A 23,341-nucleotide genomic window follows, 5' to 3' on the forward strand; every position below is an offset into this window, starting at 1 on the left:
GCCGCCCGTACCCTTGCAGTACCAGTAGGGCGTCAAATAGCGGATGCCCCTGACTGAAGGATCGCACCATGCTTATTGCTCAGCGTCCGTCGCTGACCGAAGAGGTCGTCGACGAATTCCGCTCCCGGTTCGTGATCGAGCCGCTGGAGCCGGGCTTCGGCTACACCCTCGGCAACTCCCTCCGCCGCACGCTCCTCTCCTCGATCCCCGGTGCCGCTGTCACCAGCATCCGGATCGACGGCGTCCTGCACGAGTTCACCACCGTGCCGGGTGTCAAGGAGGACGTAACCGACCTCATCCTCAACATCAAGCAGCTGGTCGTCTCCAGCGAGCACGACGAGCCCGTCGTCATGTACCTGCGCAAGCAGGGACCCGGTCTCGTCACCGCCGCCGACATCGCCCCGCCCGCCGGTGTCGAGGTGCACAACCCCGACCTCGTCCTCGCCACGCTCAACGGCAAGGGCAAGCTGGAGATGGAGCTGACCGTCGAGCGCGGTCGCGGTTACGTCTCCGCCGTGCAGAACAAGCAGGTCGGTCAGGAGATCGGGCGCATCCCGGTCGACTCGATCTACTCGCCCGTTCTCAAGGTCACGTACAAGGTCGAGGCGACTCGTGTCGAGCAGCGCACCGACTTCGACAAGCTGATCGTCGACGTCGAGACCAAGCAGGCCATGCGTCCCCGTGACGCCATGGCGTCGGCCGGTAAGACCCTGGTCGAGCTGTTCGGTCTGGCGCGCGAGCTCAACATCGACGCCGAGGGCATCGACATGGGCCCGTCCCCGACGGACGCCGCCCTCGCCGCCGATCTCGCCCTGCCGATCGAGGAGCTCGAGCTCACCGTTCGGTCGTACAACTGCCTCAAGCGTGAGGGCATCCACTCCGTGGGTGAGCTCGTCGCCCGCTCCGAGGCCGACCTGCTCGACATCCGCAACTTCGGTGCGAAGTCGATCGACGAGGTCAAGGCGAAGCTGGCCGGCATGGGTCTCGCGCTCAAGGACTCGCCTCCCGGGTTCGACCCCACCGCCGCGGCCGACGCGTTCGGTGCGGACGACGACGCGGACGCGGGCTTCGTCGAGACCGAGCAGTACTGACAGCTCGGGGCTGACTGCCGGTTTCAGGGTGCGGGTGCGCTGTGGCCGGCCGCGCAGTTCCCCGCGCCCCTTCCAGGGCGCCTCTTCGAGGCCGCCCTGGATCTTCGACAGACAACCGTCTGCTCGGATACTGACCTCGGTACCTGATACGGCCGGGGCAGACACCTAGGAGAAACATCATGCCGAAGCCCACCAAGGGTGCCCGTATGGGCGGCAGCGCCGCGCACGAGAAGCTGCTTCTCGCGAACCTCGCGAAGTCGCTCTTCGAGCACGGCAAGATCACGACCACCGAGGCGAAGGCCCGCCGCCTGCGGCCCTACGCCGAGCGTCTGGTCACCAAGGCGAAGAAGGGCGACCTTCACAACCGCCGTCAGGTGCTGTCGGTCATCACGGACAAGAGCATCGTGCACACGCTCTTCACCGAGATCGGCCCGCGCTACGAGAACCGCCCGGGTGGCTACACCCGTATCACCAAGATCGGTAACCGTCGTGGCGACAACGCGCCCATGGCCGTCATCGAGCTGGTGGAGGCCCTGACCGTGGCCCAGCAGGCCACCGGTGAGGCCGAGGCGGCGACGAAGCGTGCCGTCAAGGAAGACACCCTGAAGAAGGACGACGCGCCCAAGGACGAGGCCGTCGAGGACGCCAAGCCGGCCGACGAGGCCGCCGAGGAGTCCAAGGACGCGTAAGCGTCGCGCAGTTCCCCGCGCCCCTTCGGCGGCGTGCTTGAGTGGGTCCGTTCCTTCTGGGAGCGGGCCCGCTTTCGTGTTCCTGAGAGGATTTCCAGGTGAGTGACGAAGTAGCGGCCGGTCATGTCCGTGTCCGGATGGACGTCTCGTACGACGGGAGCGAGTTCTCCGGCTGGGCCAAGCAGGCCAGCGGTCGCAGGACCGTGCAGGGGGAGATCGAGGACGCGCTGCGGACCGTCACGCGGTCGGGCGGCACGAACTACGAGCTGACCGTGGCCGGGCGGACCGATGCCGGCGTGCACGCCCGCGGGCAGGTGGCGCATGTCGATCTGCCCGAGGAGGTGTGGGCCGAGCATCAGGAGAAGCTGCTCAAGCGGATGGCCGGGCGGCTGCCGAAGGACGTGCGGATCTGGGCCCTGAGCGAGGCGCCGAGCGGGTTCAACGCGCGGTTCTCGGCGATGTGGCGGCGATACGCGTATCGCGTCACCGACAACCCCGGCGGGGTCGACCCGCTGCTGCGCGGCCATGTGCTGTGGCACGACTGGCCGCTCGACGTCGACGCCATGAACGAGGCGGCCCGGGGGCTGCTCGGCGAGTACGACTTCGCCGCCTACTGCAAGAAGCGGGAGGGCGCGACGACCATCCGTACGCTCCAGGAGCTGCGTCTTGAGCGGGGGAGCGACGGGGTGATCACCGCCACCGTGCGGGCCGACGCCTTCTGCCACAACATGGTGCGTTCACTGATCGGCGCGCTGCTGTTCGTGGGGGACGGGCACCGGGGCGCCGACTGGCCGGCGAAGGTGCTGGCCGCGGGGGTGCGGGACTCCGCCGTGCACGTGGTGCGCCCGCACGGGCTGACCCTCGAAGAGGTGGGCTACCCCGCCGACGAGCTGCTGGCCGCGCGGAACAAGGAGGCGCGCAACCGGCGGACCCTGCCGGGGGCGGTCTGCTGCTGAGGCGCGGTATGTCTTCGATGTCTCTCATGTGGCTGGAGGACATCCACATGTAACGCGGATCATGCATCCTTATAACGGACGTAAGGCGTCATGTCTGACTTACTTCCTCACGCGAATCTTACGTAGCTCATGAAACTCGGTTATGATTTCGCGGCCCGGCCAGTAGTTCGAATGGGGTGGCCGGGCAAGGGGCGGGGATCATCGGGCTTCTGCATGCCCGGGGGCAGGTTTTTTCATGACATCAGTAGGTCCTGTGCGGACCGGGGGGCGGCGCGGCACGCGCCAGACCGGGAGACGGAGAGCGGGGCGCGGCGGTCAGGCATCGCTCGGGCTGCTGCCTCTGCCGCCGACGGAGAGGGAGAAGTACTCCTACGCCAGACGGCGTCTGTGGATCCTGACGATCAGCTCGCTGATCAGTTTCTGCTGCCTGATCATGAGCCAGTTCAAGCTCGCGCAGTCGACTCCCGTGCTGTGGATCTACACGCCGCTGCTGGTCTTCACGGTGATCTACTACCTGATCTCGCTGCGGGTGAACGGGTTCACCAGGGACTTCGACATCAAGCACCACCGGTCGCTGGTGGCGAACTGGCGGCCCGGGACCTACCCGTCCGTGGACGTCTTCCTGCCGGTGTGCGGCGAGCCCATCGAGGTCCTGCACAACACCTGGACCCATGTGCGGGCGATGGCCGACCGCTACCCCGGGGTCTGTGTGCCCTTCGTGCTCGACGACGGCGCGAGCGCCGACCTTGAGGCGATGGCCCACGATTTCGGTTTCCGCTACGGGACCCGGGAGAACCGCGGCTGGTTCAAGAAGGCCGGCAACATGCACTTCGGCTTCGAGCAGTCGGACGGGGAGTTCATCCTCATCCTCGACGCCGACTTCACGCCGCGCGCGGACCTGCTCGAAGAGATGCTGCCGTACATGGACGAGAACCCGAGGACCGGGATCGTCCAGTCGCCGCAGTACTTCCGCGTCCTCGACTCGCAGAACTGGATCGAGCGCGGCGCGGGCGCGGTGCAGGAGCTGTTCTACCGCTCCGTGCAGGTCTCCCGGCAGGGCAGCGACGGCGCGATCTGCGTCGGCTCGTGCGCCATCTACCGGCGGGCGGCCCTGAACGACAACGGCGGTACGACGCTGATCGAGCACTCCGAGGACGTCCACACGGGCTTCGATCTGCGCGGCCTCGGCTGGGACCTGCGGTACATTCCCGTCGCCGTGTCCACGGGTGTGTGCCCGGACAGCGCGGGCGCCTTCTTCAACCAGCAGTACCGCTGGTGCTCGGGGTCGATGAGCCTGCTGGGCAGCAGGAAGTTCTGGCAGCGGAAGATCAAGTTCTCCAGCCGGCTCTGCTACATGTCGGGCTTCTTCTACTACATCCACACGGCGCTGTTCACGTTCGCGGCGCCCGTGATCCCCATCGTGCTGCTGCTGATGATGCCGGACAAGCTGAAGGTCGAGCATCTGCTCCTGGTGCTGCCGAGCATCGTCTACACCACGATCATCTTCCCGATGTGGCACAAGGCCCCCTACCGCCTGGAGGCGTGGGCGGCCCGCATGATGTACGGCTGGGCGCACTTCTTCGCGATCTACGACATCCTGCGCAAGAACCGCATGGGCTGGCAGCCCACCGGATCCGCCGGCGCGAAGAAGAACAAGACCCGCCGCTTCTGGATCGGCATGTGGGTCTGGGGCGGCGGCACCGCCGCGATCTGGGTGGGCGCCGCGGTGTGGCGGCTGTTCACGATGAACGCCCCCGACTTCGCCCTCATCCTTTCCACCGGACTCTTCTACGCCCTCGTCGTGGGCCGTGTTCTGGTGCAGCCCCGAGCGGAGAGCGCCGTCTGATGTTCCTGACACGTGTACGTACCACCGCGGCGGCCGGTGCGCTGGCCCTGTCCGCGCTGTTCACGCTGAGCGGCTGCTCCCTGCTGGACGACTCCGGTACGTCGGCGGCGTCCGAGGGCGGCGGCTCGCAAGGCGCGGGCGACGACTCACCGGGCGCGGACGCCGACATCCCCTACGACGTGACACCCCTGCTCAAGCCCGGGAAGAAGTACTTCGGCGCGGCCGTCGACGGGGCGCCGAACTCGATGAAGGGCGTCGACACCTACACCGCGATGACCGGCAAGAAGCCGAACCTCATCGAGTACTACGCGGCCTGGGGCGACGGCTTCGACGCCGCGGGTGTGCGCAACGCCTGGGACGAGGGCGCGCTGACCCTGGTCTCCTGGGAGCCGTTCGACATCACGCTCGCCGACATCGCGGCGGGCGAGAAGGACGCGTACCTCAAGAAGTACGCCGCCTCGGTGCGCAGGCTGAACCTGCCCGTCGTGATCTCCTTCGCCGACGAGATGAACGGCCACTGGGAGAAGTGGGGCACCAGGAACGTCACGCCCAAGCAGTACGTGGCCGCGTGGAAGCACATCCACGACACGTTCACGGACGCCGGCGCCTCCAACGTGATCTGGGCCTGGTCGCCCAACATCGTCAACCCGGTCAAGAGCGTCGAGCTGGAGCCGTACTACCCGGGCGACGGCTATGTCGACTGGGTGGGCGTGATCGGCTACTTCACGCATGAGGAGGACAACGCCTACCAGAGCGTCTTCGGGCCGACCCTGGACGAGATCCGGACATTCACGAAGAAGCCGACGCTGATCCTGGAGACGGCCGCCGAGCCGGGCGAGCGCCGCCGGGCCGACGTCCGGAACTTGTTCGCCGGGGTCGAGGCGGACGACGACATGCTCGGGTTCGTGTGGTTCGACCACAAGAAGCGCGCCGACTGGCGGCTGAAGGTCAGCCCGCTGGCCCTCAAGGAGTTCAAGCGACTGGCCGCCGACGATCTGTTCGGCTTCGACGTTCGGAAGCCGTGATGAATCGCAGCCAGAACCAGCACCCGTCGCAGCCGCAGGATCCGTACGGCGAGCGGTCGCACGGCGAGCGTGCATACGGCGACCAGCAGTACGGGGACCAGTTCGGGGAGCAGTACGGCGACCCGTACGGGGATCCCTACGGGGAGCGGGACCCGTCCTCCTGGTTCAACTCCAACGGGCGGCCCGCGCAGGGCTACGGCACGCGGACGGCCTACCCGCAGGAGCAGGAGCGGGACCAGCAGCGGTACGCGCCGGGGATTCCCGAGCAGCGGCAGCGCGAGGACCAGCCGACGTACGCGCTGCACACCGTCGAGGCGACCCCCGCCGAGCCCTCGTACCACATCCCCGTCACGCCCGAGGCGGGCTGGGACATGGCGGCGAGCCGGCGGCGGGCCTGGGTCAGCCGGGCCGTGCTGCTGTGCATCCTGCTGATCCAGACGGTGCTGTCGCTGCGGCTGTCCAACACGGCGTTCCAGGACGAGGCGCTGTATCTGGCGGCCGGGCACGCCGAGCTCGACCACCTGCTCAACGGCACCCCGCTGCCCATCGACTACGCCGCGTACTTCTCGGGATCGCCCCAGCTCTACCCGGTGCTCGCGGCAGTGGTGGACGGCTGGTTCGGGCTCACCGGCGCGCGTGTGCTCAGCCTGGTTCTCATGCTCTTCACCACCGGCCTGCTGTACTCGTTCTCGCGGCGGATGTTCAACGAGCGGGCCGCGCTCGCCGCCGCCGCGCTCTTCTCGGTGGTCCAGTCGACCGTTGTCATGGGTTTCTTCGCGACCTACGACGCGGCTGCCCTGTTCCTGCTGGCCCTCGCCGTCTGGATCGTCGTCCGCACGAACCGGGCGCCGGCCTACGCGGTCCTGCTCGCCGCACCCGTCGCGGTCCTCGCGGTCGGGGTGAAGTACGCCGCCGCGCTCTACCTGCCGACCCTCGTCGTGCTGGCGCTGCTGACCGCCTGGCCCTACCGCGGTGCCAGGTCGGCCGTCCTGCGGATGCTGCTGCTCGGCCTCGGCATGGGCGCGCTGGCCGGGATCGGGATCTACACCACCGATCTGCTCGCGGGCATCCAGCAGACCACCACCAACCGTGCGCACGGCACCGACAGCGCGGCATTCCTGCTGCAGCGCTCCGCCGAGTGGGGCGGGCTGATGTTCCTGGCGGCGGTCGGCGGCGCGATCTCGTACGTCCGGCGCAGCCGCATGAACGAATCGCCGCTGGCGCAGCGGCTCGGCAACCCCGGCTGGCGCTGGCGCGCCCTGATGGGGCTGCTCCTGTGCGGCACGGCCGTCCTGGCCTCGGCGTACCAGATCCATCTGGGCACCGTGGTCTCCCTGTTCAAGCACGTCGGCTTCGGGCTGCTCTTCGCCGCCCCGATGGCCGGGGTCGGGGTCACCCGCCTCGTCGGCGCGCACTTCCGCTACCCCCAGCTCGGCATCATGCTGTGGACGGCCGTGCTGTGCCTGGGCATCTCGCAGGCGGACTGGCGTTTCGGCGTCTGGCCGGACTCGTCGAAGATGATCCGCACCATCCAGTCCCACGTGGACTCCGAGGGCCATTACCTCAGCTCCACGCCCGAGGTGCCCGTCTACTACCTGCGCGAGAAGACCGACCACAGTCAGTGGCAGAGCGTCTTCGGCATGGAGTACAAGGCGAAGAAGGGCACGTACTACACCGGTGACGAGGCCTATCGCGCGGCGCTGCGCGACGGCGAGTTCGACCTGATCGTCCTGGACGGGATCACCAACCCGCGGGTCGACGACGTCATCGCCGGGGCCGTCAGGGGCAACCCGCACTACCGGCTGCTCGCCGACGTGCCGTGGCGCAACTCCAGCGGCACGGGGACCTACCGCATCTGGATCAAGACGTCCTGAACCGGGCTGTCCCCTGTCCCCAGTTCGCTTTTCCGCTTTTCCGCGCTGGGTCCACCAGCTGACTCTTCCGTACGAAAGGCAGTGCCATGCGGCTCACTGTCATCGGCACCGGCTACCTCGGTGCCACCCACGCCGCCTGTATGGCGGAACTCGGCCACGAGGTGCTCGGGGTCGACGTCGACCCCGACAAGGTCGCCGCGCTGCAGGCGGGGCGGGTGCCGTTCCACGAACCCGTACTGCCGGAGCTGCTCGCCCGGCACACCGCGAGCGGACGCCTGCGGTTCACCACGTCCTACGAGGAGGCCGCGGCCTTCGGCGAGGTGCACTTCCTCTGCGTGGGCACCCCGCAGCGCAAGGACTCCGAGGGTGCCGACCTGCGGTACGTGGACGCGGCGTTCGCGTCACTGGCACGGTACGCGGGCGAGGGCGCGCTCCTGGTGGGCAAGTCGACCGTGCCCGTGGGCACGGCCCGGCGGCTCGCGGACACCCACACCGGCGTGGAGATCGCCTGGAACCCGGAGTTCCTGCGCGAGGGCTTCGCCGTCGAGGACACCCTGCGCCCGGACCGGCTGGTCCTCGGCATCGGATCCGAGCGGGCCGAGACGTTGCTGCGCGAGGTGTACGCGCCCGTCATCGGCGCCGGGACCCCGGTCGTCACCGCGGACTTCCCGACCGCCGAGCTGGTCAAGACGGCCGCGAACGCGTTCCTCGCCACCAAGATCTCGTTCATCAACGCCATGGCGGAGGTGTGCGAGGCCACGGGCGGCGACGTCTCCGTACTGGCGGAGGCGATCGGCCACGACGACCGGATCGGGAAGAAGTTCCTGCGGGCCGGCGTCGGCTTCGGCGGGGGCTGCCTGCCCAAGGACATCCGGGCCTTCGCGCACCGCGCCGACGAGCTGGGGGTGTCCCTGGCGTTCCTGCGCGAGGTCGACGCGATCAACATGCGGCGCCGCGACCGGGTGGTCGAGCTGGCCCGCGAACTGTGCGGAGGCTCGGTCCTCGGGGCGCGGATCGCCGTGCTGGGCGCCGCCTTCAAGCCGGACTCCGACGACATCCGTGACTCCCCCGCGCTGAACGTGTCCGCGCGCTTGCGTCTCGACGGCGCCGATGTCACGGTCTACGACCCCGAGGCGATGGACAACGCCCGCAAGGCGTTCCCGCTGCTCGGGTACGCGCTGTCGGCCGAGGAGGCGCTGCGCGGAGCCGATCTCGTGCTGCACCTGACCGAATGGCCGCAGTTCCGCGAGCTCGCTCCCGAGCGGGCCCGCACCTTGGTCTCCCGTCCACGGATCGTGGACGGCCGGGGGACGCTCGACGGGGCCACCTGGGCCGCGGCGGGCTGGGAGTTCCGGGCGCTGGGCAGACCCGCGCCCGGTGGGGAGGGGTAAGGACATGACGTACGAGACATTCGACGACGTGGACGTGCGCGTCACGATCGTGATGCCCACGTACAACGAGGCCGCCAATCTGCCGAGAATGGCGGAGGCGGTGCTTCAACTGCCGCTGAACGGGCTGCACCTGAAGGTGGTGGACGACTCCAGTCCGGACGGCACCGGACGGATCGCCGAGGAGCTGGCCGAGAAGTACAACGCGGACGGGCGGCACCGGATGAGCGTGCTGCACCGCACGGAGAAGGACGGCCTCGGGCGCGCGTACGTGGCGGGCATGACCGCGGCGGTCGACGAGGGCGCCGCGTACGTGGTGCAGATGGACGCCGACGGGAGCCACCCCGTGGAGGCGGTGCCGCGGATGCTGGGTACCGCCGTGGCCTCGGGGGTCGGGCTGGTCATCGGGAGCCGGTACGTCGAGGGGGGTTCGCTCGACGAGGACTGGGGCGCGCATCGGGTGCTGCTGTCGCGGTTCGCGAACCGGTACGCGCGGACCGTGCTCGGCACGAAGATCCGGGACATCACGGCGGGGTTCAACCTGTGGTCCGCGCGGGCCCTGGAGGATGTGGACCTGCGGTCGCTGGACAGCGCGGGGTACAGCTTCCAGGTCGAGCTGAAGTACAAGGCCGTACGGGCCGGGCACAGCGCGGTGGAGATTCCGATCCGGTTCGAGGAGCGGACGGAGGGGGTGTCGAAGATGACTCTTCGTACGCAGCTTGAGTCGGCGTTGGTGCCGGTGCGGTTGCGGTTGCGGGGGTGAGGTCCGGGCGGGGGCGGGTCGTGGGGTGCGGGTCGGTGGGTGCTGGCCGCGCAGTTCCCCGCGCCCCTGAGGGCAAAGGGCGAAAGACTGCGCCGTTCCCCGCGCCCCTGAGGGGTCCTTGCAAAATGATCTTCGTGCGGCACGGTGGTGGGGGTGCGGGAGGTCAGTGACGAGTTGTGGGCGGTGATCGAGTCGGCCTGTCGGCAGCCGCCACACCGATGCCCTCGACAACACCACCTCCGTTGGCCGGGCGCAGGACCGGACAGACCGGCCCCGCTCCCGTCTGACGGAAGGATTCGAGATTGGACGTCCGGTCAAGCGGGCTTGCGGACGGGTCTTGTTCCCAAGAGCGGGTGGCTACCACCAGGGGGTGCAGGTGATGCCGCTGACGGGAGAGGGGCTGGTCACCTGTGCGCAGACACGGAAGGCCCGACTCGCCGAGTTGCTGGTCGGGTAGGCCGGGGTCGTGATCCTGGCGCCGCTCGCGCTCGTTGTGAACGGGCCGCACTGGATCCACGAAACCTTGTTGTCGTTGGTGACATCCATCCAGACCCATCCGACGGCACCGGGGCCCCAAGTGCTGGAGCTGGTGCTCAAGACGCCCCAACCCATTGATGTACCGCCGACGTTGCCGGTGTGCATCTGGTACGAGGCGACGGCCCACGGGGTGCCGCCGAAGTTGGCTATCACGGCTCCCGCGCCTCCCACACCGCGACCGCTGAGACTGTCCGGGATGTCGGTGAAACCCTTCGCGCCTCCCACGCAGTCCGACGGCGCCGCCTGCGCCGCACCGGAAGAACCGGCCAGGAGCCCGGCCCCGAGCACGAGCGCGGCCGTTCCCATGCTGAAGATCCGCCGAATGCTGTTCATGTCTTCTCCTAGTGCGAGTGCGGTTTTGCGCATCGCATCTCCGTGTTGAAAGGGGATCCAAGGGAGCTCTTTCACCGGCGGACGCCCTTTACGGGTGGCCGGGGCCTCCTCCGCAGCAGGCGGTGGTCTGGGTCTGGTCGGCGTTGGCATTGGCGAGCGGTGCTACCGCGAGCACCGCTGCCAGTGCCACGAGCAAGCCGAGTACGGTTTTGCGCACTGTCTTCTCCCTGATGGAGTTTGGATTCGGTGTTGTGCGAGGCGGTCAATGGCTTGCACTCGCGGCGAGCAGGTAGCAGAAGTCGATTCAGGACCGGTGATCTTTGAGTTCCGTCACTGGTGGGCCGGTCGGGGCTGCCGCAGGGTGGGCCTTGTCCGGGACGCAGCTCTGGGTGTCCATGGCTCGGACGCGGAAGCGCGGTTGCCCACATCAGGGCGAGGTGAAAGTTCCGTTGACGTTGAGGTACTTGCTCGACTGGACGTCTGATGCGATGCACAGGAGGCCCGCGCCCGACGGCATCTTCCGCAAGCTCATGCTGTGCCTTTCGGGGCCCTTGGTCGGGAGGGAGATCAAGTGACGGCCCGTTGAATATCACATGACCCGCGCAGGCATGTCATCGATCCAAGGGGTGCATGATGCCTGCTGGTTGATAACGTGCGCGTTATCGCGGCAGGTTAGACGACGGATGACATCGAACTGCGCCACCTGGCCACCGAGCCGCGAGTGGCCTGCTTCTGTGCCGATCACCCCTTGGCGAGCCAGAACCGCCTTACCTTGGCCCAGCTCTCCGGCATCCCGGTGGTCGACCTCAGCCCCTCCACGTCCGCCCTCGCCTGGTTGCGGAGCAGCGGATCGAAAACCGCCCCCGCGCCTGGTCGGCGGGCTGGCGTCTGCTGCACGCCGGATCCGCCGTCGACCGGCCCGCGCCGCGAGACCCGCTTGTGGCCCGCCCGGTCCGCGGGGGCGGCCACCAGCATGGCCGGCAGGGAGACCGGCACGCGGCCTTCGAGACGCACGTCGTGTCGCCGGTGCACGCGGAGGTCACCGAACGCCTCCGCGAACTCTGCGTCGCGGGGACGGAGGGGTACCGGCTCGGCCTGGTCGCCGGGAGGGGGTTCCCCGCGGCGCCTTGGAACAACGACGCATGCCGGCGGTCAGGCGCCGCAGGCCCCGTTTCCTCCGAGGCTGGTCATGGCGCGGTACAGCTGCTCCTCTGTGAGCGGCGGCGCCGGTAGCGGGTGGGCGCGGTCGGTTCGGAAGCCGTCGAGCAGAAGGTAGAGGTGGCGACGCCAGGCGTCCGGGGCGATGGCGTGGGTGGCCTCGGTGACGCGGCTGTGCGACCAGATGACGAAGGCAAGGTCCTCGGGGGTGAGGTCGGGGCGCAGGCTGCCCTGCTCCTGCGCACGCTCGACGATGTGTACACCGAGTTCGCGGATGCGGGTCTGGGCGCCCGCCAGGCAGGCGCTCTCCGGCAGCCGTATGGAGGCCAGGTCGTTGAACCCCCGGTCCTGTGACTGGAGTTCGCACATGGTCTCCAGGAAGTGGCACAGCCCCGCCCAGGCGTCATCCATGGTGACGGCCTTCTCGGCCGCCTCCCGCCAGACGGCCAGCTTCCCGGCGAAGGTCGCCTGCACCAGGTCCAGCCGGGTGGGGAAGTGCCGGTACAGCGTGCCGATGGCCAGGCCGGCCCGCTTGGCCACCTGCTCCAGGGGTGCCTCCATGCCCTGCTCGGCGAAGCAGGAGCGGGCCGCGCTGAGCAGGGCGTCGCGATTGCGCTGCGCGTCGCGCCGCAGGGGGCGGTCGGGGGCCGGGTTCCCGGCGGAGGCGGACAGGGGGTCGATGGCCATGTCGCTCAGGCTACCAACCGGAGGGGTGCCTCATATTCTCTGCTACGCTCCAGAACATGAGGCAAGCCTCGACTTTCCGTCCTGGCCGCTGTCGGGGCGGGAGGTGCCCCTCATCCGTCCAGCCCGTCCGACCACAGGAGCACCACCCATGCCCGTCATCGCCGTCATCGGGGCAGGCCCCGGCCTGGGCCTGTCCATCGCCCGCCGCTTCGGAAGGGAGGGTTTCCAGGTCGCCCTGGTCTCCCGGACCCAGGACAAGCTCGACGCGCTCGCCGCACAGCTCGCCGAGGACGGCATCGAGGCCGCAGGCTTCGCCGCGGACGTGACGCGTCCCGACTCGCTGCAGTCGGCGCTCGCCGCGGTCACCGACCGGTTCGGGGCCGTCGACGTACTGGAGTACTCGCCCGCCGACCCCGCCTTCGCCGGCGCCGCCGCCGTCGACGCCACGGCGCAGGACCTCCACAAGCAACTCGACTACTACCTGTACGGAGCGGTCGCCGCGGTCCGTCAGGTGCTGCCCGCCATGCTCGAACGCCGCAGTGGCACCCTGCTGTTCACCACGGGCGCCTCCTCCATCCGGCCGAGCGGCGGCGCGTTCGGCAGCATCGGCGTCGCGGCGGCGGCGCTGCGCAACTACGCCATGGCCCTGGGCATCGACCTCGCCGAGCGGGGGGTGCACGCCGCGCACGTGGCGATCGGGGTGTACATCGGCAGCGGTCCCGGCACCGAGCCCGAGACCATCGCCGAGCACTACTGGGACGCCTACACCAAGCGCGACCAGGCCGAGATCATCCACACCGTCCCCGGCGGCATCAGGTGAGCACCTCCGGCACACCCGCGGCGAACACGGCCAAACCCTGGCGGTCGCGAGTCCGTACTTCGGGCCGGTCGCGGATGGCGCATGGGTTGGCATAGCGCCATCGGCGGTCGGCGCATCGCCCGCAGATCCGAGCGTCGCTGTCCGGAGCCTTGTCCTTCAAGAGAAAAGGCGAAAGATTGCGCTGTTCCCCGCGCCCCTGGAGGGTGGGGGCGAGAGACTGCGTCGTTCCTTGCGCTCCTGAGGGCAAGGGCAAAAGATTGCGCCGTTCCCCGCGCCCCTCGGGGCGGGGGCGGGGGTTACTGGTTGGCTGCGGCTGAGGCCTGGGCCTCGCCTCTGCGGCGGATTTGGCGGAAGGTGAATTCGGCCAGGTCGTCGCCTGTGGTGAAGACCTTGGCGTCCTTCTCCGTCACGTCCTTGCCGTTGGTGAAGCCGGCGACCGTGAAGTAGGCGTAGCGGCCGTACGAGTTGGTCGTCGAGCGGCAGATCGCCGAGCGGCAGAAGACGGGGACGCCCTTACCGGGGAGGGACTGGACGACGCTCTGCTTGTCGGCGTCGGTCTTCGCCCTGAGTGCCTTGGCCTCGTTGTCGAAGACCGCCACACCGACGGTGACGGCCACCCCGTCCTTCGCGTACGTGACGCGCATGAGGCGGGTGCAGTCGTTGTCGGTGAGGACCTTGCCGAGCGTGCCCTGGGCGGCCGACGCGCAGTTCTTCGTGGACGCCGTCGCGCCCTTCTTGTAGACCGTCTCGCCCATCGTCAGCTGGGTGCCCGGGAAGAGGATGCCCGGCGCGAGCGTCGCGGTGTCCTTCTTCACATCGGATATGAAGTCCTTCGGGTCCAGCGGCGGCGGCGCGGAGGTCGCCTCGAAGGACGGGCCGGTCCCGGCGCTGTCCGACGGGATGTCCGCGGAGGCGGGCAGCTCGGAGGCGGGTTTGTTCGCCGCCGGGTCCTTGCCGTCCGCCGAGACCACGGCCACCGCGACGGCCGCGCCCACGGCGATGGTGGCCAGGGCGCCGCCGCCGACCAGCATCCACCTGCGACGCCGGTTGCGTGTTTCGGACGCCTCGGCCAGCGCCGCCCAGTCGGGAGACCGACTGCTCCACTGCGGCGGCTGAGAACCCGATCCCCCGGAACCCCACTGGGGTCCCCCCTGCCCAAAGCTCATGGGCCGCATCTTAGACGGGACAAGGGGACAAGGGATCCGCTGGTCCTCTCCCACAGCACTCGAAGCACGGATATGTCAAGCCCGAAAGAGAGCAAAGTGAGAGCAAGGGGGCATCTCAGAGGTGCCGGGCGGGTGCCGGGCGGGCTCGGACCCGCCGAGCGGACGCCCTCCGGCACGCGTTTTGACCCGTACGGGCCACCGAAGGTATTCTTGCGGTTCGTTATGTGTATTGGCTTGCTCATTCTCACGTGAGGGGCCCTTACACCGGTCCACCGGGCCGATGACCAGCGGCAGGACTCGGTTGCGTCCCGAGGTCCGCCAGGGCTGTCGTACATCGTCCGTGGTGGCCCATTGTCAGGACCCACTCACTGAAGAAGCGAAGGCATGACCGTGCGTACGTTCAGCCCCAAGCCCGGCGACATCACTCGCCAGTGGTACGTCATCGACGCCCAGGATGTCGTCCTGGGTCGTCTGGCCACCACTGCCGCGAACATTCTGCGGGGCAAGCACAAGCCGATTTACGCCCCGCACGTCGACGCTGGTGACTTCGTCATCATCATCAACGCCGACAAGGTGCACCTCTCCGGCAACAAGAAGACCCAGAAGCTGGCGTACCGCCACTCCGGTTACCCGGGTGGTCTGCGCTCCGTCCGTTACGACGAGCTGCTGGCGAAGAACCCCGAGAAGGCTGTCGAGAAGGCCATCAAGGGCATGATCCCCAAGAACACCCTGGGCCGTCAGGTGCTCTCGAAGCTGAAGATCTACTCGGGCGACCAGCACCCGCACGCTGCACAGCAGCCGGTGCCGTTCGAGATCACCCAGGTCGCGCAGTAGTTCCGGCCACCACCCCCCTAAGACTGAACAGAATCTGAGGAGAACCGTGGCCGAGACCACCGTTGAGCAGCCGGTCGAAGAGACCGAGGCTGTTGACGTAGAGAGCTACACCACCGAGTCCGAGGCCCCCGCCGTCGAGGGCGAGTACACCTCGGAGTCGCTCGCAGGCCGCTTCGGCGACCCGCAGCCGGCCGCAGGCCTGGGCCGTCGCAAGAACGCCATCGCCCGCGTCCGGATCGTCCCGGGCACCGGCAAGTGGAAGGTCAACGGGCGCACGCTCGAGGACTACTTCCCGAACAAGGTGCACCAGCAGGAAGTCAACGAGCCCTTCAAGGTGCTCGAGCTCGACGGCCGCTACGACGTGGTCGCCCGTATCTCGGGTGGCGGCGTCTCCGGTCAGGCCGGTGCCCTGCGCCTCGGCGTGGCCCGCGCGCTGAACGAGGCCGACGTGGACAACAACCGCGGCGCCCTCAAGAAGGCCGGTTACCTCAAGCGTGACGACCGTGCGGTCGAGCGCAAGAAGGCCGGTCTCAAGAAGGCCCGTAAGGCTCCGCAGTACAGCAAGCGCTAAATCTCGCTCGATTTCGCGCGCTGTTCCGCACGAATCGCCCCGGCGGCACGTTCTGTGCCGCCGGGGCGTTCGTTTATCGCGATCTGCGCACACGTCAGGATCTGCGCACACATCACGATCTGTGGCACAACCTGTGGGGCCGCCCGTGTGTCACAAGGTGCGGGGTACGCGTATACCGCGCGGCCGGGCGGTACGGCCGCGCGGTACGGCCTTTCGGCCATGGCCTCGGAACAGGTGTGGGAGACAGACAGGCCCGGGGGATATACCTGACATGGGTCGGAGCCGGACCCTCGCATGCTGAGCCGCACATTCTCATCAGAGCTGATCAAAGCCTGATCACAGCCTGAGCAAGTTCGGAGGACACCAGTGGGACGACTCTTCGGGACGGACGGCGTACGCGGTGTCGCCAACGCGGATCTGACGGCGGAGCTCACGCTCGGCCTCTCCGTGGCGGCGGCGCACGTACTGGCCGAAGCGGGAACCTTCGAAGGCCACCGGCCGACGGCGGTGGTCGGACGGGACCCGCGTGCGTCCGGGGAGTTCCTGGAGGCCGCCGTGGTCGCGGGCCTCGCCAGCGCCGGTGTGGACGTGCTGCGCGTCGGCGTCCTGCCGACCCCCGCGGTGGCGTATCTCACGGGTGCGCTCGGTGCCGACCTCGGTGTGATGCTCTCCGCGAGCCACAACGCCATGCCGGACAACGGAGTCAAGTTCTTCGCCCGCGGCGGGCACAAGCTCGCCGACGAGCTGGAGGACCGGATCGAGTCCGTCTACGAGGAGCACCGGACCGGCGCGCCCTGGGACCGGCCGACCGGCTCCGGCGTCGGCCGCGTCCGCTCGTACGAGGAGGGCTTCGAGAAGTACGCCGCCCACCTCCTCGCCGCCGTTCCGAACCGGCTGGACGGGCTCAAGGTCGTCCTCGACGAGGCGCACGGCGCTGCCGCGCGGGTCTCGCCCGAGGCCTTCACGCGCGCGGGCGCCGAGATCGTCACGATCGGCGCCGAGCCCGACGGCCTCAACATCAACGACGGCTGCGGCTCCACGCATCTCGGTCTGCTGAAGGCCGCCGTCCTCGAGCACGGCGCCGACCTCGGCATCGCGCACGACGGTGACGCGGACCGGTGCCTCGCCGTGGACCACACCGGTGCGGAGGTCGACGGGGACCAGATCCTGGCCGTCCTCGCGCTCGCGATGCGGGAGCGGTCCGAGCTGCGGTCCGACACCGTCGTCGCCACGGTCATGTCGAACCTCGGGTTCAAGCTGGCCATGGAGCGTGAAGGGGTGTCCCTCGTGCAGACCGGGGTGGGTGACCGGTATGTGCTGGAGGAGATGAAGAGCCACGACTACGCGCTCGGCGGCGAGCAGTCGGGGCACGTGATCATCCTGGATCACGCGACAACCGGCGACGGGACGCTGACGGGGCTGCTGCTCGCGGCCCGGGTCGCGCAGACCGGGCGTACGTTGCGGGATCTCGCGTCCGTGATGGAGCGGTTGCCGCAGGTGCTCATCAATGTGCCCGATGTCGATCGGTCGCGGGTGTCCACGTCCGCGGAGCTCGCGTCCGCCGTGGCGGAGGCCGAGCGGGAGCTGGGGGCCACGGGGCGGGTGCTGTTGCGGCCGTCCGGGACCGAGCCGCTTGTGCGGGTCATGGTCGAGGCGGCTGATATCGATCAGGCTCGGTCTGTGGCGGGGCGGCTTGCTGATGCGGTGAAGTCCGCGCTGGGGTGAGGTGGGGGTGGGGGTGCGGGTGCGGGTGCGATTGCGGGTGCGGTGTGGGTGGTTGCGCCGTTCCCCGCGCCCCTTGAAAGCCAAAAGATTGCGCCGTTCCCCGCGCCCCTTGCAAGCTAAAAGCTTGCGCCGTTCCCCGCGCCCCTGAAAGACAAAAGATTGCGCCGTTCCCCGCGCCCCTCAGGGGGCTGGGGAGCGGCCTTTCTGGCTTTTCCAGAGGTGTTTCTGGGTCAGGAGGGTGAGGGTGCCTGCCAGGGTGATGCCTGCCAGGTTCAGGAGCAGTTGGTTGGTGGAGCCGATCGTCTGGGACGTGTCTCCGTAGCTGAGGGCGACCGCCGCGTTGGCGGCGGCCGGGACCGTCGTGACGGAGATCGCCACCCCCACCAGCAGGCCCGACTTGGCCGAGGTCAGGGAGAGCGTGCCGGCGATGCCCGCGAGGACCGCCACGACGAACGAGAACGGGTCGGGGGCGTAGACGAAGGCCGTGTTGGGCCGGTCGCCCTCCAGCATGTCCTCGGTGAACAGACCCAGGCCGTCCATCAGCAGGCTGAACAGCACGGTCACCGCCATCGCCACCGCGAAGCCCACGAGCAGTGCGATGAGCGAGCGCAGTGCCAGGCGCGGGCGGCGGCGGACGACCGCCGTGCTGAACCCCGCCAGCGGGCCGAACTCCGGGCCCACCGCCATCGCGCCCACGATCAGGATCGCGTTGTCGAGGACCACACCGCAGGCCGCGATCATCGTGGCGAGCGTGATGAAGGCCAGGTAGGTGACCGAGAGCGTCGACTCCTCGTGGGTCGCCTCCGTCAGCTGCTCCCACAGGACCGCGTCGGCGCCCTCGCCGGGTGCGTCCTCCTCCGCCTGGTCCGCCCGCTTCGACAGCGACAGGTCGATGTCCTCGACGGCGATCGAGCCATCCGTGTCGATCTTCAGCTCGCACAGCCCGCCGATCAGTTCGTCGCCCGCCTCGCGGGCCACGTCGACCATGACGAGGTCGCCGGCGGGATCGCGGGCGGCGCCCGGTACGACCGCCAGATGGGTCGTACCGACGGTCGCCCCGATCAGGCGGATCACCGCCTCGGTCCGGTCGGACGGGGTGATCAGGCGTAGGTGCAGCATGGAGGCAGGGTAGTCGGGCGGTTGACGGCGGGCGGCGGCGGTCACCGTGGGACGGCGGCCGGGTGACGGTCAGAGCTTGCGCAGGCTGAGCTTCTGGACCTTGTGGTCCTGGCCCTTGCGGACCACGAGGGTGGCGCGCCCCCGGGTCGGGGCCACGTTCTCCAGGAGGTTGACCTTGTTGACGGTCCGCCAGGTAGTACGGGCGTAGTCGAGGGCCTCCTCCTCGGAGACCTGGGTGTACTTGCGGAAGTACGAGGACGGGTTCTGGAACGCCGTCTCGCGCAGCCGGCGGAAGCGGTTCAGGTACCAGCGCTCGACGTCCTCGGCGCGCGCGTCCACGTACACGCTGAAGTCGAAGTAGTCGGCGAGGCCGACGCGGGTGCGGCCGTCCTTGCCGGGCAGGGCGGGCTGCAGGACGTTCAGGCCCTCGACGATCAGGATGTCCGGGCGGCGGACGGTGAGGCGTTCGTCCGGGACGATGTCGTAGATGAGGTGGGAGTAGACCGGGGCCGTCACCTCGTCCTTGCCCGCCTTGATGTCGGCGACGAACCGGGTCAGCGCCCGGCGGTCGTACGACTCCGGGAACCCCTTCCTGGACATCAGCCCGCGGGCCTGCAGTTCCTTCGTGGGCAGCAGGAAACCGTCCGTGGTGACCCGCTCGACGCGCGGATGCTCCGGCCAGCGGGACAGCAGGGCCTGGAGGAGGCGGGCGACGGTGGACTTGCCGACGGCGACCGAGCCCGCCACGCCTATCACGAACGGCGTACCGGACTGCGACCCCTTCTCGCCGAGGAAGGTGTTCAGGGCGCCGCGCAGGCCGTCGGTCGCGCCCACGTAGAGGTTGAGGAGCCGGGACAGCGGCAGATAGATGTCCCGTACCTCGTCGAGGTCGATGACGTCGCCGAGACCCCGCAGTCTCTCCACCTCCTCGGCGGTCAGCGGAAGAGGTGTCTTCTCACGCAGCGCGCTCCACTGGGCGCGGGTGAGGTCGACGTAGGGAGTCGCCTCCGGCCTGGGCCGGTGGGCGCTCCGCGGCAACGGTGGGACCGATGAGATCACAGTCCATTGTTACGGGAGTTTGAACGAAGCGTCGGGTGGAGTCCGTCACGCCGGGCCCGCATCCGGGCGCGTCCGGACCCTGGACCGGCACGGCGTGCGGGCATAGCGTGCCGCCCACCCGGGAGCGAGCCGCCTTCCGGGACGCCGGTGATGGGGATGGTCGTCATGACCGTACGTTTCCGAGTGCGTGGCCTGGTGGGGGCAGGAACCGGGCGCCGAGGCCGGCCCGGTCCGGCCGACGTGGCGGGGCAGGTGTGCAGCGAGCTGGCGCTCGATCTGCCGGACGAGGACCTGGGGGAGTACCTCTACGACTGCGTCGACCTCTACCGGATGGGCAGCAAGCCGCGCTGCGAGGAGGCCGAGTACCTGGGGATGGTGCAGGACGCGATCGACCGCATCGAGCGCGGGGAGCGGTAACCGGCTCACGGCGCGGGAATTTCCGATATCGGGCACGCGGTGCCCCGGTGGGGCGGGCGGCGGCATTTAGGCTGCGGCCATGTGCGGAATCGTGGGTTACGTGGGGTCGCAGTCGGCGCTCGATGTGGTGGTCGCCGGACTGAAGCGGCTGGAGTACCGGGGGTACGACTCGGCGGGCATCGCGGTGCTCGCGGACGGCGGGATGGCCGCGGCGAAGAAGGCCGGCAAGCTCGCCAACCTGGAGAAGGAGCTGCTGGAGCGGCCGTTGCCGGCCGGTTCGACGGGGATCGGGCACACGCGCTGGGCCACCCACGGCGGGCCGACGGACACGAACGCGCATCCACACCTGGACAACGCTGGACGGGTCGCGGTCGTCCACAACGGCATCATCGAGAACTTCGCCGTGCTGCGGGCCGAGCTGACCGAGCGGGGACACGCGCTCTCCTCCGAGACGGACACCGAGGTCGTCGCCCATCTGCTCGCCGAGGAGTTCTCCGCGTGCGCCGATCTGGCGGAGGCCATGCGGCTGGTGTGCGGGCGGCTCGAAGGGGCCTTCACGCTGGTGGCCGCGCACGCCGACGAGCCGGACGTGGTGGTCGGCGCCCGGCGGAACTCGCCGCTCGTCGTGGGCGTCGGTGAGGGCGAGGCCTTCCTCGCCTCGGACGTCGCCGCGTTCATCGCGCACACCCGGTCCGCGATCGAGCTGGGGCAGGATCAGGTGGTCGAGCTGCGGCGCGACGGGGTGCACGTCATCGGGTTCGACGGTTCGCCCGCCGAGACCCGCTCGTACCACGTCGACTGGGACGTGTCCGCCGCGGAGAAGGGCGGCTACGACTACTTCATGCTCAAGGAGATCGCCGAGCAGCCGAAGGCGGTCGCGGACACGCTGCTCGGCCGTGTCGACGCGAGCGGCTCGCTGACGCTCGACGAGGTACGGATCGCGCCCGGCGCGCTGCGCGAGGTCGACAAGGTCGTGGTGGTGGCCTGCGGGACGGCCTTCCACGCGGGCCTGATCGCCAAGTACGCCATCGAGCACTGGACCCGGATCCCCTGCGAGGTCGAGCTCGCGAGCGAGTTCCGCTACCGGGACCCGATCCTGGACGCGCAGACGCTGGTCATCGCCATCTCGCAGTCCGGGGAGACCATGGACACGCTGATGGCGCTGCGGCACGCGCGGGAGCAGGGCGCCAAGGTCCTGGCCGTCTGCAACACGAACGGTTCGACGATCCCGCGCGAGTCGGACGCGGTCCTCTACACGCACGCGGGTCCTGAGGTGGCGGTCGCCTCCACGAAGGCGTTCCTGACGCAGCTCGTCGCCTGCTACCTGGTCGCCCTGTACCTGGGGCAGGTGCGCGGCACGAAGTGGGGCGACGAGATCCGGGCCGTCGTACGCGACCTGTCCCGGATCGCGGAGGACGTCGAACAGGTCCTGGAGACGATGGAGCCGGTACGGGAGTTGGCGCGCTCCCTGGCCTCGAAGAACACCGTGCTGTTCCTGGGCCGGCACGTGGGCTATCCGGTCGCCCTGGAAGGCGCGCTGAAGCTGAAGGAGCTGGCGTACATGCACGCCGAGGGCTTCGCGGCGGGCGAGTTGAAGCATGGGCCGATCGCGCTGATCGAGGAGGACCTGCCGGTGGTCGTGGTCGTGCCGTCGCCGAAGGGGCGTTCGGTGCTCCACGACAAGATCGTCTCCAACATCCAGGAGATCCGGGCGCGGGGGGCGCGGACGATCGTGATCGCGGAGGAGGGGGACGAGACGGTGGTCCCCTACGCGGACCACCTGATCAGGATCCCCGCGACGCCGGTGCTGCTGCAGCCGCTGGTGGCGACGGTGCCGCTGCAGGTGTTCGCCTGCGAACTGGCTACCGCCCGGGGCAACGAGGTGGATCAGCCGCGCAACTTGGCGAAGTCGGTGACGGTGGAGTAGTCGACGCCTTTGAGGGCGTCGACGAAGGGGGCGAAGGCTCCGGCCGGGAAGGTGAGGGGGGCCCTGGCCGGGGTTTTGGAGTCGCGGACGGCTATGAGGGTGGGGGTGATGGCGATTTCCACGCACTCGTTGCCGTCGCCCTCGCCCGAGTGGGACGACTTCCGCCAGTTGCTAGGGGTGGTCATGCGTTCTTCAGGGCGTTGACGAAGGCGAGGAAGGTCTCGGTCGGGAAGGTGAGGGCGGCTTTGGCAGGAGCTTTTGAGTCGCGGACGGCGACTTGGGAGCGCGAGTTCGCGATCTCTACGCAGTCGTTGCCGTCATCGGGGCCTGAGTAGGACGACTTCCGCCAGTTGTCCATGGGTGCCTCACAGCTCTTTCGCGAGTTGATGGATGAAGTTACGTGACCGCTCGGAGCCCAGCGATACGGCTTCCATTTTACGGAAGCGCGTGCGAAAGGCTCTGAGTTGAGCCTCGGAATCGATGAAGGCCGAGCCGTGCGGAACATCGCGCACCACAGTGTCCAACTTGGGTACAGGGCCACCCAGATACGTCATGGTGTTGGCGGCCGTGCCGAAGCCGTCCAGGTCGAAGGGGATGGCGCGCACTGTGACGCGGTCCGCGTCGGAGAGCTCCAGGAGCTGGGCGAGTTGTGCCCGGGTGGCGGCGCGGTCGCCGACCCTGATGCGCAGGGCTGCCTCGTGGATCACCAGCTCGTACGGGAAGGTGAAGTTCTGACGTGCCATGCGGTGCTGGATCCGCAACTCGATCTCTTCCTGGGTGAGTTCGGGGACTCTTGAGGAAAAGACGCCGCGGGCGTAGGCCTCGGTCTGCAGCGGGCCCGGCACGTACAGGATTGCCACGTCGCGCCGGAACGAGCTGTGGTGATCCAGCTCGGACAGATCCAGGAAAGAGGCTGGAAGCCGGCCCCTGTACTCCTCCCACCAGCCGCGTGTCCGGTCCGTGGCCATCGCGACCAGGGCGTCGATGAAATCCGTGTCCGTGCATGCGTAGTGGGACGCCAGTCGTCGCAGGCGTTCCTCGCTCACGCCCGTGAGGCCGGACTCGATGTGGCTGAGCTGGACGGGGCTCACTCCCAGCAGGGCTGCTGCTTGGCGACCGCTGAGGCCCGCCGCCTCGCGGAGTCTGCGCAGTTCGACCGCCAGGCGCATCTGGCGTGCCGTTGGTTCGCGCCTGGTTGTCATCAACTGCTCCTCGGTGCGGACTCTTTCGGCGTCAGATTACGCGAGCGACTTGCTCAACCGAAACATTAACCCCTACCGTCAGTGATGCGACGCACACTCTGCGCCACTCCGGGGCTCCGGAAGTGCACCACTCCGTCCTGCCGGGACGGCTGAG

At 68.8% G+C, this 23,341-nt stretch carries 24 protein-coding genes; 14 read left to right on the forward strand and 10 right to left on the reverse strand.

Going from position 1 to position 23,341, the window contains the following annotated elements:
- The first annotated feature begins 68 nt into the window (after positions 1–68).
- The 8 genes from K3769_RS25860 to K3769_RS25895 all read left to right on the forward strand — a co-directional run bounded on the left by K3769_RS25860 (position 69) and on the right by K3769_RS25895 (position 9,632).
- Positions 69–1,091 (forward strand): DNA-directed RNA polymerase subunit alpha, encoded by a 1,023-nt coding sequence (locus tag K3769_RS25860; protein WP_003966937.1) that lies wholly within the window; start codon positions 69–71, stop codon positions 1,089–1,091.
- Between the two features lie 179 nt (positions 1,092–1,270).
- Complete coding sequence (gene rplQ / locus K3769_RS25865) at positions 1,271–1,780, forward strand: 50S ribosomal protein L17 (RefSeq protein ID WP_267028692.1); 510 nt, start codon at positions 1,271–1,273, stop codon at positions 1,778–1,780.
- A 98-nt stretch (positions 1,781–1,878) separates the two neighbouring features.
- Entirely contained in the window at positions 1,879–2,736 is an 858-nt protein-coding gene (gene truA, locus K3769_RS25870; protein WP_267028693.1) for a tRNA pseudouridine(38-40) synthase TruA, read from the forward strand.
- Between the two features lie 430 nt (positions 2,737–3,166).
- Positions 3,167–4,582, forward strand: coding sequence for a glycosyltransferase family 2 protein (locus tag K3769_RS25875; protein WP_267031542.1), 1,416 nt, complete (start codon positions 3,167–3,169; stop codon positions 4,580–4,582).
- Positions 4,582–5,607, forward strand: coding sequence for a glycoside hydrolase family 26 protein (locus K3769_RS25880; RefSeq protein ID WP_267028694.1), 1,026 nt, complete (start codon positions 4,582–4,584; stop codon positions 5,605–5,607). Before K3769_RS25875 ends, K3769_RS25880 begins: the two co-directional genes overlap by 1 nt.
- Complete coding sequence (locus K3769_RS25885; RefSeq protein ID WP_267028695.1) at positions 5,607–7,481, forward strand: ArnT family glycosyltransferase; 1,875 nt, start codon at positions 5,607–5,609, stop codon at positions 7,479–7,481. The genes K3769_RS25880 and K3769_RS25885 overlap by 1 nt, the downstream gene beginning before the upstream one ends.
- An 86-nt stretch (positions 7,482–7,567) precedes the next feature.
- Entirely contained in the window at positions 7,568–8,872 is a 1,305-nt protein-coding gene (locus tag K3769_RS25890) for a UDP-glucose dehydrogenase family protein (RefSeq protein ID WP_267028696.1), read from the forward strand.
- A 4-nt stretch (positions 8,873–8,876) separates the two neighbouring features.
- Positions 8,877–9,632, forward strand: a complete 756-nt coding sequence (locus tag K3769_RS25895) for a polyprenol monophosphomannose synthase (RefSeq protein ID WP_267028697.1) — start codon at positions 8,877–8,879, stop codon at positions 9,630–9,632.
- Positions 9,633–9,989: 357 nt separating this feature from the next.
- Here K3769_RS25895 and K3769_RS25900 read toward each other — a convergent pair whose 3' ends face one another.
- The 4 genes from K3769_RS25900 to K3769_RS25915 form a co-directional block, all read right to left on the reverse strand.
- Entirely contained in the window at positions 9,990–10,502 is a 513-nt protein-coding gene (locus tag K3769_RS25900; RefSeq protein WP_267028698.1) for a hypothetical protein, read from the reverse strand.
- 88 nt (positions 10,503–10,590) lie between these two features.
- Positions 10,591–10,719, reverse strand: a complete 129-nt coding sequence (locus K3769_RS25905; protein WP_267028699.1) for a hypothetical protein — start codon at positions 10,717–10,719, stop codon at positions 10,591–10,593.
- 524 nt (positions 10,720–11,243) lie between these two features.
- Positions 11,244–11,534, reverse strand: coding sequence for a hypothetical protein (locus K3769_RS25910; RefSeq protein WP_267028700.1), 291 nt, complete (start codon positions 11,532–11,534; stop codon positions 11,244–11,246).
- 120 nt (positions 11,535–11,654) lie between these two features.
- Positions 11,655–12,347 carry a TetR/AcrR family transcriptional regulator gene (locus tag K3769_RS25915; protein WP_267028701.1) on the reverse strand — a complete coding sequence of 231 codons (693 nt, stop codon included), beginning with the start codon at positions 12,345–12,347 and terminating at the stop codon, positions 11,655–11,657.
- 148 nt (positions 12,348–12,495) lie between these two features.
- Here K3769_RS25915 and K3769_RS25920 point away from each other — a divergent pair, with 148 nt between their 5' ends.
- Positions 12,496–13,167: an SDR family NAD(P)-dependent oxidoreductase gene (locus K3769_RS25920; RefSeq protein WP_267028702.1), complete on the forward strand. Its 672-nt coding sequence runs from the start codon at positions 12,496–12,498 to the stop codon at positions 13,165–13,167.
- A gap of 296 nt (positions 13,168–13,463) precedes the next feature.
- Here K3769_RS25920 and K3769_RS25925 read toward each other — a convergent pair whose 3' ends face one another.
- Complete coding sequence (locus K3769_RS25925; protein WP_267028703.1) at positions 13,464–14,333, reverse strand: hypothetical protein; 870 nt, start codon at positions 14,331–14,333, stop codon at positions 13,464–13,466.
- A 390-nt stretch (positions 14,334–14,723) separates the two neighbouring features.
- Between K3769_RS25925 and rplM the strand changes: the two genes are divergently transcribed.
- The 3 genes from rplM (at position 14,724) to glmM (ending at position 17,463) form a co-directional block, all read left to right on the forward strand.
- The gene (gene rplM / locus K3769_RS25930; RefSeq protein WP_267031543.1) at positions 14,724–15,167 is read left to right on the forward strand and encodes a 50S ribosomal protein L13; all 444 of its coding nucleotides are present in this window, start codon (positions 14,724–14,726) and stop codon (positions 15,165–15,167) included.
- A 46-nt stretch (positions 15,168–15,213) separates the two neighbouring features.
- Positions 15,214–15,738, forward strand: a complete 525-nt coding sequence (rpsI, locus tag K3769_RS25935) for a 30S ribosomal protein S9 (protein ID WP_267028704.1) — start codon at positions 15,214–15,216, stop codon at positions 15,736–15,738.
- 366 nt (positions 15,739–16,104) lie between these two features.
- Positions 16,105–17,463 carry a phosphoglucosamine mutase gene (glmM, locus tag K3769_RS25940; RefSeq protein ID WP_267028705.1) on the forward strand — a complete coding sequence of 453 codons (1,359 nt, stop codon included), beginning with the start codon at positions 16,105–16,107 and terminating at the stop codon, positions 17,461–17,463.
- A 180-nt stretch (positions 17,464–17,643) separates the two neighbouring features.
- Here the strand turns inward: glmM and K3769_RS25945 are convergent, their stop codons facing one another.
- Entirely contained in the window at positions 17,644–18,582 is a 939-nt protein-coding gene (locus tag K3769_RS25945) for a DUF389 domain-containing protein (RefSeq protein WP_267028706.1), read from the reverse strand.
- A 69-nt stretch (positions 18,583–18,651) separates the two neighbouring features.
- Entirely contained in the window at positions 18,652–19,641 is a 990-nt protein-coding gene (gene coaA / locus K3769_RS25950; RefSeq protein WP_267028707.1) for a type I pantothenate kinase, read from the reverse strand.
- Positions 19,642–19,806: 165 nt separating this feature from the next.
- Between coaA and K3769_RS25955 the strand changes: the two genes are divergently transcribed.
- Positions 19,807–20,058 carry a hypothetical protein gene (locus K3769_RS25955; protein WP_267028708.1) on the forward strand — a complete coding sequence of 84 codons (252 nt, stop codon included), beginning with the start codon at positions 19,807–19,809 and terminating at the stop codon, positions 20,056–20,058.
- A 79-nt stretch (positions 20,059–20,137) separates the two neighbouring features.
- The gene (gene glmS / locus K3769_RS25960) at positions 20,138–21,985 is read left to right on the forward strand and encodes a glutamine--fructose-6-phosphate transaminase (isomerizing) (RefSeq protein ID WP_267028709.1); all 1,848 of its coding nucleotides are present in this window, start codon (positions 20,138–20,140) and stop codon (positions 21,983–21,985) included.
- Here the strand turns inward: glmS and K3769_RS25965 are convergent.
- From K3769_RS25965 to K3769_RS25975, 3 genes are read right to left on the reverse strand one after another with little or no spacing between them, the layout of a single operon-like run.
- Positions 21,946–22,170, reverse strand: coding sequence for a DUF397 domain-containing protein (locus tag K3769_RS25965; RefSeq protein ID WP_267028710.1), 225 nt, complete (start codon positions 22,168–22,170; stop codon positions 21,946–21,948). The two genes, glmS and K3769_RS25965, sit on opposite strands and share 40 nt — an antisense overlap.
- Positions 22,167–22,343, reverse strand: a complete 177-nt coding sequence (locus K3769_RS25970; RefSeq protein ID WP_267028711.1) for a DUF397 domain-containing protein — start codon at positions 22,341–22,343, stop codon at positions 22,167–22,169. The genes K3769_RS25965 and K3769_RS25970 overlap by 4 nt, the downstream gene beginning before the upstream one ends.
- Before the next feature lie 7 nt (positions 22,344–22,350).
- Entirely contained in the window at positions 22,351–23,187 is an 837-nt protein-coding gene (locus tag K3769_RS25975; RefSeq protein ID WP_267028712.1) for a helix-turn-helix domain-containing protein, read from the reverse strand.
- Positions 23,188–23,341: the final 154 nt, after the last annotated feature.

The sequence above is a fragment of the Streptomyces ortus genome, assembly GCF_026341275.1.
GTDB lineage: Bacteria > Actinomycetota > Actinomycetes > Streptomycetales > Streptomycetaceae > Streptomyces > Streptomyces ortus.